The 11597-nt window shown below is 62.6% G+C and carries 10 protein-coding genes and 1 tRNA gene; 9 read left to right on the top strand and 2 right to left on the bottom strand.

Annotation, left to right across the window (positions count from 1 at the left end):
* Positions 1-110: 110 nt before the first annotated feature.
* Positions 111-1514, bottom strand: coding sequence for a hypothetical protein (locus tag BMYO_RS06360; RefSeq protein WP_143249130.1), 1404 nt, complete (start codon positions 1512-1514; stop codon positions 111-113).
* A gap of 903 nt (positions 1515-2417) precedes the next feature.
* Here BMYO_RS06360 and BMYO_RS06355 point away from each other — a divergent pair.
* From BMYO_RS06355 to BMYO_RS06310, 9 genes are all read left to right on the top strand, one after another.
* Entirely contained in the window at positions 2418-3278 is an 861-nt protein-coding gene (locus tag BMYO_RS06355; RefSeq protein ID WP_094667739.1) for an aldo/keto reductase, read from the top strand.
* A gap of 537 nt (positions 3279-3815) precedes the next feature.
* Positions 3816-5114 (top strand): phosphopyruvate hydratase, encoded by a 1299-nt coding sequence (gene eno / locus BMYO_RS06345; protein WP_094667655.1) that lies wholly within the window; start codon positions 3816-3818, stop codon positions 5112-5114.
* 120 nt (positions 5115-5234) lie between these two features.
* Positions 5235-5870, top strand: coding sequence for an FtsB family cell division protein (locus BMYO_RS06340; RefSeq protein ID WP_169834073.1), 636 nt, complete (start codon positions 5235-5237; stop codon positions 5868-5870).
* A gap of 122 nt (positions 5871-5992) precedes the next feature.
* Positions 5993-6568, top strand: a complete 576-nt coding sequence (locus tag BMYO_RS06335) for a DUF501 domain-containing protein (protein ID WP_094667653.1) — start codon at positions 5993-5995, stop codon at positions 6566-6568.
* Positions 6569-6736: 168 nt separating this feature from the next.
* Positions 6737-7735 carry a Ppx/GppA phosphatase family protein gene (locus BMYO_RS06330; protein WP_094667652.1) on the top strand — a complete coding sequence of 333 codons (999 nt, stop codon included), beginning with the start codon at positions 6737-6739 and terminating at the stop codon, positions 7733-7735.
* A 56-nt stretch (positions 7736-7791) separates the two neighbouring features.
* A tRNA-Leu gene (locus BMYO_RS06325) sits at positions 7792-7871 on the top strand.
* 350 nt (positions 7872-8221) lie between these two features.
* Complete coding sequence (locus tag BMYO_RS06320) at positions 8222-8815, top strand: cadmium transporter (protein ID WP_094667651.1); 594 nt, start codon at positions 8222-8224, stop codon at positions 8813-8815.
* Positions 8816-8905: 90 nt separating this feature from the next.
* Entirely contained in the window at positions 8906-9313 is a 408-nt protein-coding gene (locus BMYO_RS06315; RefSeq protein WP_094667650.1) for an FKBP-type peptidyl-prolyl cis-trans isomerase, read from the top strand.
* 114 nt (positions 9314-9427) lie between these two features.
* Positions 9428-9907 (top strand): GreA/GreB family elongation factor, encoded by a 480-nt coding sequence (locus tag BMYO_RS06310; protein ID WP_094667649.1) that lies wholly within the window; start codon positions 9428-9430, stop codon positions 9905-9907.
* A gap of 551 nt (positions 9908-10458) precedes the next feature.
* Here BMYO_RS06310 and trhA read toward each other — a convergent pair.
* Positions 10459-11439, bottom strand: a complete 981-nt coding sequence (gene trhA / locus BMYO_RS06305) for a PAQR family membrane homeostasis protein TrhA (RefSeq protein ID WP_181163345.1) — start codon at positions 11437-11439, stop codon at positions 10459-10461.
* Positions 11440-11597: the final 158 nt, after the last annotated feature.

Raw genomic sequence — 11597 nt, 5'->3', positions numbered from 1 at the left:
GGTGCGACTCCCTCTCCTGCATTCGGAATCGACGTGATTCCGAATGCAGGGCGGACCGGAGGAATTATCGGGAACGAATCGATTCAGTTGTTTGAACCGTACGGTCCCTGTTACCTAGAATATGCCGTGTAGCATTGGTCGCTTTCGGGGCCGATGAGAACCGGATATTCCCGCCATCGTTCGAAGCCGTTTTCGTCCCAGTAGGAGACCATATCATTGGGCACCGGTGCGGAGGATCCTGCCGGATAGTAGGTCCATGTACCGGTGTTGCCTCCATTATCGGAACCGGTCCATGAGTACTTTCCGTTGTCAAGGTCTCGGAAGGTGCTGGGAACATAGGTGGCGACCGTTGAAAATGAAGGTTCGGGGGCGCTGGTTGCCACGAATTGCATGGTGCAATTCTCCAGCAAAGCCGGGTGTCCTCCCATCAACCCTGCGAAGTAATCTCCTGCAATCGACGAGCAGCGGCTGTCATCCTCCGCATTCCATTTGGTCACGGCGGCATCGACCGCACCGCGCGCCTTGTCGAGCGCGTCGGCGGCTTCGTCGAGCGCCTTGACGTTCGTACCGGAATCCAACAGCTTGTTCGCGTTGTCCAACGCTTTGGACAACGCATCGCGCACCGCCTGATCATCGACCTTGCCATCGGAGGAGTTCAGCGTCGAGGTCGCGGTGTCGATGACGCCCTTGAGCTTCGACTTCGCGTCGGCGAGCGCTTGCTTCTGCTGCTCCGTGGTCGCCCCGGTCAGGGTCTTCCGGATGCTCGCAATCGTCGTGCGCAGCGCGTCAGCCGTGTTGCGCACGGTCTCGGGGTCGGAGGCACACGAGTCGACCGCTGTGTCCGCCGCCTTTTGCGCCTTCTTCAGCGTCTCGGAGAGGGTCGAGGAGGCATCCGATGCGCCGGCGGCGTCCGCAGCCTGCTGGGCCTCGCCGATGATTTTGTTGAGGTCCGACTGCGAGTCCTTCAGTTGCAGCACCGATTCCTGGCAGCTGGCCACGGCACGGTCGCGGCTCGTGCGCCATACCGCGAATCCGACGATGGCCGCTACGACGATCGCAACGGCGATGACAGCAGTGATGATGACCGTGGTCCTGTTGATGCCGCCGGGATTGCGCACCCTCACGTCCTGTGAGCCATGCGCCTCCTGCGGTTGCTGCCTGGTCTGCTGCTGCGGTGTCGATGTCGGCGTTGCCATCGGCGGCACCGGCACCGGCGGCAACGCGGCGGTTGCCGAAGCCGGGCCGCCCGCGTTCGCGGCGGCATCGGTGTTCATTGCGGCATTGGCATTTGCGGAGATACCAGCGTTCGCGGAAGCATTGGCGTTCGCAGAGGAACCGGCGTCTGCGGGAGCCGTGACGTTTGCTGCATTCGCTGCATCGGAGGCTGACGTCATCTCCGGCATCACCTCATCGGGCAGCTGGCTTCCGCACTTCGCGCAGAACCTGCCGTGTCCGGTCACGGCGGTGCCGCAATACGGGCAGTGCATGGGCGACCAATTCCCGATTCCACTCATCGTCTTCCCTCGTTTCATCCGGTTCCATCCGGATCTCGTCCCTTGCACGGTCCGTTGTCATCCGGCCGCCGGTGTACCCGACCGCCCATGGAACAGTCGCCACGCTCCCACATGTCGAAGTATTGCAGTGGGGAATTCCCGGCTGCCCATGGAACAGTCCCTTGCTCCCACGATAGTCCCGGGACAGCGATGTCTGGCCGCGTCGGACTGAACTGTGACGTCGTAACGTCGGCGGCTTATGGCCTGCGGTCCGGTCGTGGCGGAGCCGGGACTCTGCGTGCCGCCGTCGAATGCCTCAAACGTGCCTCAAAGGGGACTGTAAGTATGCGGAGTGACGAAGCCGTCGCGTACATACAGTCCCTGGGAAGCCCCAAACGGACGGTATGTACGCGGGATGACGCAGTACCCGCATACATACAGTCGCTACGATGCCCGAAACAGACTGTAAGTATGCGGGACCTTCGACGGGACGCGTACTTACCGTCGGTCTGACCGCCCGGTCGGTCCGCGGCCGCCTTTTCGGGATGATTGTGGGCGTGCCTTCGGACGCGACCATCCGCTCGAACCGGACAGTCTACGGGTATCGTCGGGTATCGTCCGTGATCCGCACTGTCCAGCGGCGGGGATTAAGTGGCGGCTATGAGTGATGATTCCGCAACCGTCGATTCCGCAACCGTCGATTCCGCCAACGTCTCCAATGTCGCGAATGTCGCCAACGTCGCCAATGTCGTTGCCGATGTCGCCCGCATTGCCGATTCCACCAATACCGCCAACGTTGTCAACACCGCCAACACTGCCGGTTCCACCAATTTCGTCTATTCCGCCAACACTGACGACTCCGCCGCAGCCGTGCCGTCCGCCAACGTCGGCACTCTCGCAGGCTTCACCATCCCGCGCCTCGGCATGGGCACGATGGCGCTCGCCATCGAGGGCCGCCCCGCCAGCCGTGATCAGGCCATCGAAACGATTCACGCCGCGCTCGACGCCGGCGTGCGCTACCTCGACACCGCCTGGTCCTACTATCTGCCCAGCCGGCCCGGCACCGGAGAGCCGGAGGATATGGGCTACGGCGAGTATCTGGTCCGCGACGCGCTCGCCACATGGCATGGGCCGAGCGAAGCCAAGGACGAGGTGCTCGTGGCCACCAAAACCGGCTGGCTGCGCACGCTTGACGGACAGGGCCGGTACGGTTGGCAGGCCGACGCCCGGCCCGAAACGATGATTGCCAACGCCAAGGAGTCCGCCCGCAGGCTCGGCGTGGACGCGCTCGACCTGCTCTATTCCCACTGCAACGACCCGCAGGTGCCCTATGAGGACCAGATGGGTGCCCTGAAACAGCTCGTGGACGAGGGCGTGGCCAAGGCCGTGGGCATCTCGCGCATCGGCAACGAGGACATCGAAACGGCCCATCGCATCCTCGGGCCGAGCTTGGTGGCCGTGCAGAACCAGTTCTCGCCGGTTCACCGCGACCCCGAACACACGATGGAGACCTGCGAACGATTCGGCCTCGCGTTCGTCTGCTGGTCGCCGCTCGGCGGGTTCCTCGACCCGTTCAACGAGCACCTGTTCGACCGGTTCCGCGAGGTGGCCGAGCGTCACGACTGCTCGTACCAGCGCGTGACGCTCGCATGGGAGCTCGCGCGATACGGCCGCCTGTTCACCATCCCCTCGGCCCGCAACCCGCGGGAGATCCGCGACTCGTTCCAAGCGACCGAACTCACGCTCACGAAGGATGAGCTTGCCTATCTCGACGGCAACGCATGATGACGGGAGAGGGTAAAGGTGCCTATGGGCGTGTTTCTAGTGGGCTGTCTCGCAATTGATTGAGTGGTACTGGCCCCCTCTGATGAGGGGTTGTCAGCGAAGCTGACTGGGAGAGAGACATAAGCTGGCCCTCAATTATTAGTGAGACAGCCCACTAATTAACGTGGTATGACTCGCAGGAAACCGGTGGACGGGCCGGTTATGGGCGTGTCCCTGATGAACTTCCTGATGAACTTGATTCTGACGGACGTGCGCGTGGACTTGCGACAGAGGTGCATAACGCGCGGATGCGCGGTGGCGACATGGTCGAATGACCATGCTCTGATGCGCGGCGGTGCCCGGACGCCCGTCCTCGGGCTCTATTGGTTCACTTGTCGTTTATCCCTTGTTCTATAAGGCTTCCGTTAGTATTCCGTTAGCGCTCGACGAGAAATGTGAGCGTTCACAATGTTTTTTGGGCGTGTTGTTCACAACGTCCACAAATCGCACTAGTCTTAGGACTGTCATTAAGATACACAACCGTTTTAAGGAGTAGTTGTGGCAGCAATTGAAAGCGTGTACGCGCGTCAGATTCTCGATTCCCGTGGCAACCCGACCGTCGAGGTCATCCTCGACACCGAGGATGGCGCTGAGGGTCGCGGCCTGGTTCCGTCCGGTGCTTCCACCGGTGAGGCCGAGGCTTGGGAGCGTCGCGATGGCGACAAGTCCGTCTACGGCGGCAAGGGCGTCCTGAACGCGGTCAAGGCCGTGAACGAGGAGATCGCTCCGAAGGTCATCGGTCTGGACGCTTCCGACCAGCGCGCTCTCGACGATCTGATGATCGAGCTCGACGGCACCCCGAACAAGGGCCGTCTGGGTGCCAACGCCATCCTGGGCGTCTCCCTGGCCGCCCTGTACGCCTCCGCTGAGTCCGCCGGCCTGCCGCTGTACCGCTACATCGGCGGCACCAACGGCCACATCCTGCCGGTTCCGAACATGAACATCATGAACGGTGGCGCCCACGCTGACTTCGCCACCGACATTCAGGAGTACATGATCTCCCCGTACGGCTTCGACTCCTTCCACGAGGCTCTGCGCGCCGGCGTTGAGGTCTACCACACCCTGAAGAACGTCCTGAAGAAGGAAGGCCTGAACACCGGCCTCGGCGACGAGGGCGGCTTCGCCCCGAAGCTGAAGTCCAACAAGGACTCCCTGAACTACATCGTCGACGCCATCTCCGCCGCCGGCTACGAGCCCGGCAAGCAGATCGGCATCTGCCTCGACGTGGCCTCCTCCGAGTTCTACAACAAGGAGACCGGCCTGTACCACTTCGAGGGTGGCGATCGTGACGCCGAGTACATGCTCAACTTCTACGAGCAGCTCATCGACGAGTACCCGATCGTCTCCATCGAGGACCCGTACCAGGAAGAGGGCTGGGAAGACTGGGCCAAGATCACCGCCAAGCTCGGCGATCGTCTGCAGTTCGTCGGCGACGACCTGCTGGTCACCAACCCGAAGCGCCTGCAGAAGGGCATCGACATGGGTGCCGCCAACTCCCTGCTGGTCAAGCTGAACCAGATTGGTTCCGTCACCGAGACCCTCGACGCCATCGAGCTGGCCACCGCCAACGGCTTCACCTCCATGGTCTCCCACCGCTCCGGCGAGACCCCGGACACCACCATCTCCGACCTGGCCGTCGCCAAGAACACCCGTCAGATCAAGACCGGTGCCCCGGCCCGTGGCGAGCGCGTTGCCAAGTACAACCGCCTGCTCGAGATCGAGGAGGAGCTCGGCTCCACCGCTCAGTACGCCGGCTACAGCGCCTTCAAGGCCTGCAAGAAGTACCTGGCCAAGTGAGCACAGGCCCCAGCTTCTGGGGCATACGGGATGGAAACGCCTGTGAAGGCGTGACGTTCCGGTGAACATCGATACCCGTCGCATCCGTTCGGTCGAATGCGACGGGTATTTTCGTATGACATGAGCAAGCAGTCCCGGCCCGGCAAAACCGGCACGTCGAAACCCAGAAGAAAAGGCAGCGCGGGACCGATCGCCTTTTTCGTCTCGCTGTTCATCGTGGCGCTCGGTACCATACAATTGGTCGCCACGTTCCACACCTACGCACTGAACCTCGCCGAACTCAACGGTCTCAAGCGCGAGGAGGCGTCGTTGGTCGCCAAGAAGCAGGATTTGGAAAACGACATCAAACGGTGGAATGACAAGGCCTATGTCACCGCCCAGGCGCGTGAACGTCTGGGATTCGTGTTCCCCGGAGAGCAGGCGGTCCGCGTGCTGCATCCGGAGGCCGTGACCGGCACCGAGGCGAACGATGAGACGTCCGGTTCGTCCGGCGAATCGGACAAGAAGGTGCTGCCGTGGTATAGCGAGCTTGCCTACGCCTTCAAACAGGCCGATGAGCCGGTGACGGACACCAAGTCCGGCTCCACCGCGGATTCGTCCGGCGATACCGGTTCCGGGTCGCAATCCGCTGATTCGTCCAAAGCTGATTCGTCCAAGTCCGATTCGGGACAGGCTGATTCCGGACAGACCGGTTCGTCCGCGTCCGGCGATGCCCAGCAGAATCAGACGAACCAGCCCGCCCAATCAGGCCAGTAGGACGCGCCCGCCCGATTCCGCACCGGAACGGCTGCCCGCCGACCGACCGACGATGCCCCATCGTCCATACCCGACCACCCGACCATCACCATAACTTCGACCATCAGGGAGGAACCCCCAACGTGACCACCGACAGCAGCGACATCACCGCCAAGGCCGCGTCTCTCATCGACGCCGTACTCGCCGAGCCGGCGAGCGATCACGACATCGAACTGGTGCAGCGCCAGCTCGGTCGATACCCGCGCGGCATGGTGGCCGTCGGCGCCCGGTGCGTGTGCGGACGACCGCTGGCCGTGATCACCCGTCCGGTGCTTCCCGGCGGCATTCCGTTCCCCACCACCTGCTACCTGACCGGCCCCGAGGCCGTCAAGGCCGCCTCCCATGTTGAGGCCGCCGGCGTGATGCAGCAGTACAACGACATGCTCGCCGCCGACGAGGATCTGCGTGCCACCTACGGTCGCGCCCACGAGTTGTATCTGGCGTTCCGCCACGAGCTGGCCGTGCGTCTCGGCGACAGCGAGGAGCATATCGAAGGCACTTCCGCCGGCGGCATGCCCGTGCGCGTCAAGTGTCTGCACGCCCTGCTCGCGCAGTCTCTGGTGATGGGGCCGGGGGCGAACCCAATCGGCGACATGGTGCTGGCGAAGGTCAAGGACGAGTTCGACCCCGCCGTCTGCCGCTGTACGCTTGAGGACTGAGCCGGACACCGCACCCAACCCGCAGGACAGGAGTGGGCACCGTTCGGCGGCGGGCCCGGGCTTTCCGCCGAGTTCCCAGCCGCTCAAGGCAGCGACAAGCCGGCGATAAGCCATCGAAAACCATCGATAAGTCACTGAAAAGTCACTGAAATCAAAGGGGGAGAAGCCATGAGCAAGGACTGCGTCACCGTGGCCGGCATCGACTGCGGCACCAATTCGATCAGACTGAAGATCGTGCGCGTCAACAAGGACGGCATGCACGAGGTGGTGCCGCGCATCCTGCGCGTGATCCGCCTCGGTCAGGACGTGGACAAAACGCACCGTTTCGCCGATGAGGCGCTTGAGCGCGCATACACGGCCGCGCGCGAATTCGCAGGCGTGCTCGCCGAACATCCGGTGGACGGCCTGCGGTTCGTGGCCACCTCCGCCACACGCGACGCCGAGAACCGCGAGGAGTTCGAGGACGGCATCGAATCCATCCTCGGCGTGCGCCCCGAGGTGATCCCCGGCACCGAGGAGGCCGATCTGAGCTTCCTTGGCGCCACGTCCGTGGTGAGCCGCGACGATCTCAGGCCCCCGTATCTCGTGGTCGATCTGGGCGGCGGCTCCACCGAGCTCGTCATCGGCGGCGACGGCGTGACCGCTCCCACCACACAAGTGCAGGGCGCGTTCTCAATGAACATCGGATCGGTGCGCATGACCGAACGCCATCTGAGGACAGACCCGCCCACGCAGGCCGAGATCGACGAGGCCATCGCCGACATCGACGAGCACATCGACGAGGCGTTCCGGTATGTGGACGCTGGCAAGGCGCGTACGATCATCGGCGTGTCCGGCACGGTGACCACCATGACCGCGTTGGCGATGGGGCTCAAGGAATACGACCACACGCTGGTGGACGGCCGTCGGATGAGCCTTGAGGACGCCTACGCCGTGGACGACCGGTTCCTGAGGATGACCCGCGCCGAGCGCCGCGAGTACAAGACCATCCATCCCGGCCGTATCGACGTGGTCGGCGGCGGCGCCGTGGTGTGGAGCCGTGTGCTCGCCAAGGTGAGTGCGGCGGCGGCCGATCATGGTGAGCCGATCGACTCCTACGTGGCCAGCGAACACGGCCTGCTCGACGGCATCGTCCTCGACTACGGCCGTCGCCTGCTTGCGCGCTAGCCGCGCGTATGGCGTACAATGATACGGTTGGACTGCGGTTTGCTGCCCGGTCCGACGCCTCCATGGCGAAATCGGTATACGCAGTCGACTTAAAATCGATCGCTTCGGCTTGCGGGTTCGAGTCCCGCTGGAGGCACGTACGGCGAATGACGGCATAAGGCCGAACGTCTTGCAGGGCAGGGCTTCTGGGCCTTTCCGCCGCCGTTTCACGGCAATCCATAGCGGATAACCACCGTGAACGATCACGGAACAATATGTGATTCCTCGCAATAATGGGCGCAACGGGCGCAGAATACGCTCAAAGTGTGCCCACATGATGCCCACATGCCATCGGATGTGAACATTGGGCCTCAGGACGAAGACGACGAAGGCGGTTTGCCGAGGGCGGACTCCGGCTTTTCCCGAAACAAATGCCCGTTACCCTATGGTTCGTCGCATTGAACGAGATCGTCAACATAGATCAGTAATCCGAAACGAGGCATTGTCATGGCGTCACGCTGGACCGAAGTCGAACGAGTCGAACAGGGCGCCCTGCCCACCATGCTCGCGCAGGCCGTCATCATCGGCACTGCGCTGACCGTAGGGGCCATCGCATGTTCCGGGTTCTACCTGTCGATGATCGGCGACCCCGAAACCGGCGCTCCCGTGGTCGCGCTGGTCCCGTGGATGACGGTGACCGTGCTGGTTGCCGTGGCGTTCTCCTACATCGTCGGATTCGCCCTGCTGTGGTGCGCCGAATCATTCACCAACCGCATGGCCGACAAATTCAAGCCGTGGGCCTATGCGGTGGTGGGCCTCATCGGATACGCCATCTGGGGGCTGTTCGTGATGGGCACCACGATGAACTCCCTCGACAGCGCCGTTAACGGTGTGGTGCTCGCCAACTCGGACATGCTGGCGCTGACCGCCAACTACGCCGTGTTCGGTTTCATCGCCTTCCTGCTCGCCCAGGCGTACGCGCCCAAACTTGCCACGCGCAAGGGCGTTGCCATCGCGTTGCTCGTGGTGCAGATAGTGCTGGCGGTGCTCGGCGCGGCGGTGTTGTTCATGATGTTCGGACAGCTGCCCGCGTCGAAGTAGGAGAGAGCGGCGTGTCGCTCACGGCGAAGGGGTCGAGACAATCGTACGGAAGTGCTATTGTAGGGCGCATTGTGTCGTAAAGGAGGACCAATGGCAGATCAGATGCCCAAGGTAAACGCCGAATTCGGTTCCACGCCGGTCATCGAGTTCCCGGCCGAAGAGGCCCCGAAAGGTCTGAAAGCCGTCGAACTGACCGAGGGCGACGGCCCGATGGTGCGTCGCGGCGACACCGTGACCGTGAACTATCACGGCGTGGTGTGGGGCAAGGACAAGGCCTTCGATTCCAGCTTTGAGCGTCACCAGCCGGCCAGCTTCGGCATTGGCGTGGGCCAGGTCATCAAGGGTTGGGACCAGACCGTGCCGGGCCACAACGTGGGCTCCCGTCTCGTGGTCTCCATCCCGCCGGAGTACGGCTATGGCTCCCGCGGCGTTCCGCAGGCCGGCATCGGCGGCGGCGACACGCTGGTGTTCGTCATCGACATCATTTCCACGCGCTGATCGCCGATCAGCGATACAGCAGACGAACGCCGGGGTTGAATCCGGCGTTTTGTCGTATATGCGCTTGCATACGAAGAACAATCCACATACGTAACAGATACGGAAGGGACGATTATGGCAGAGGATAAGGTCTACCTGCTCACGCAGGAAGCGTACAACAAGATGAAGGAGGAGCTGGCCTACCGCGAAGGCGAGCTGCGTGAGGAGATCGCGCATAAGATCGCCGTGGCCCGCGCCGAAGGCGATCTGTCCGAGAACGGCGGCTATCAGGCGGCCCGTGAGGCCCAGAGCAAGAACGAGGGCCGCATCGTCGAGCTCACCGTCAAGCTGCGCGACTCCAAGATCATCGAGAACGCGCCGGAAGGCACTGTGGGCAACGGTTCCGTCGTGACCATCGAGCTCAACGGCAACGAGATGACCTACGTGCTCGGATCCCGCGACATCGTGGCCGGCACCGATTACGACATCATGACCCCGGATTCGCCGATCGGCCAGGCCATTCAGGGCGCCAAGGTGGGTGACGTGGTCTCCTACAAGGCTCCGAACGGCCGTGAGCTGTCCGTGACCGTCAAGGCCGCCAAGCCGCTGGCCTGAGCTGTCTGAGCCGTCGGATTCACTGGATTTGCCCTCCGGGCCGCTGACCTGAGCCTCTGGTCTGGATTGTGGCTTGATTCGGCATCACGTCCGGCATCGCACGGCATGACATGCTGTCCTAACGGGACGAAACGTAAGTTTCAGATGACGCTGACTTACGTTTCGTCCCGTTTTTCATACGTAATGTGGGACGAAACGTAACTGAATGCCGATTGAAACTTACGTTTCGTCCCGTTTTGCTTTCGCTGATATCGCTTCGCACGGTTTCGTGTACGGTTTCGATGGCGACGAGCACGCCATCGAACGCAATGGGTAGCCGGGAGGTTGTGGGGTGCGAGCCCCGACCGTAGGCTTGGCCGAGCGGCCTTGAGCGTGTCGGGTCTCACGCCCCACGACCTCCCGGCGTCATCCTCAAAGGAATACGACGAATCGACTGCTCCTTCAGTTCCGCTTTGCGGATCAGCCGTCCTTGACGGGGGAGTTGCAGCGCAGCGGCCCTTCTGACACAGGGTGTTGGCTCCTTGCGGTCGGTTTTCGCAAGGGAACGCAAATCAGCTCCACAACGCGACGATCACCATGTAGATGGCGACCATATGGCAGGCGTAACCCGCGACGGTGCCACAGTGGAAGATCTCATGGAATCCGAACACTCGCGGCCAGGGGTCCGGCTTGCGCAGCGCGTAGACGATGGCGCCGAGGATGTAGCATGCGCCTCCGGAGCATAGCAGCACCACCACGGCAGGGCCGGCATACGGCGACTTCCAGAACAGCATCATGAACGCCAGTCCGTAGATGCCGAAGACGATGTACACGACGGTGTACAGCCAGCGTGGCGCATTGATCCAGATCACATGGATCACCAGCGCCACCAACGTGCACGCCCACATCGAGATGATGATGAAATTGCGCCAGAATGGTTCCAATGCGAACGAGACCGGCGTGTACGTGCCGGCGATGAGCAGGAAGATGTTCACATGGTCGATGCGCCGCAGCACGTCGGTCACCCGTGGGCTCCAGTCGCCCAGATGGTAGCAGGCCGAATTGGTGAAGAGCACCAGCGATGCGGTCATGAACACCGCGCACGCCCATTTGAGGCCGGCGCCCTGCGCCAGACAGATGAGCACGATGCCGGCCGCCAACGACAGCGGGGCCGCCACCGCGTGAATCCAGCCGCGCATCGCCGGCTTCGGACGTCCATGCACATCGAGACGAATCTTGCGCTCCACTTCGGCCGGGGCGATGCCCTCGACCTTCAGCGCGTGGTTCTCCGACTTCGCCAGCACGCGGCGTGCCTTCTCCTCGGCCTTGGCCCGGATGGCCTCGGCCTTGAACTGGCCTTTGGCGCGGATTGCGTCGGCCTTGGCCTGCAGGGCCTGCTCACGGGCCTTGATGGCCGCCTGTCGTTTGGCCTCCACCTCTGGATTGGGCTTTGCGGCGGCGGGGCGGAACGTGTCGCCATCGCCGGTGCCGTCCCCCTCCCGATTCGACGTGACGGCTTGAGCGTGCTGGCTGTCATCGGTCGCTGATGCCATGATTGCCCCCATTCCAGGACTGATATCCATTCCTTACGCTGCCGTAACCTACGTTAACGTAACTTCGCGACTTGTCAATACGCAAGTCATGTGAACACTATCACCCGGAGATGGCGATACGATGGAATCCGAGAATGAATGCCGAAGAGAATCAAGGG

The organism is Bifidobacterium myosotis (assembly GCF_002259745.1).
In the GTDB taxonomy this organism is placed as follows: domain Bacteria; phylum Actinomycetota; class Actinomycetes; order Actinomycetales; family Bifidobacteriaceae; genus Bifidobacterium; species Bifidobacterium myosotis.
The sequence above is the reverse complement of the archived record's forward strand: the minus strand, read 5'-3'. Positions and strand labels throughout refer to the sequence as shown.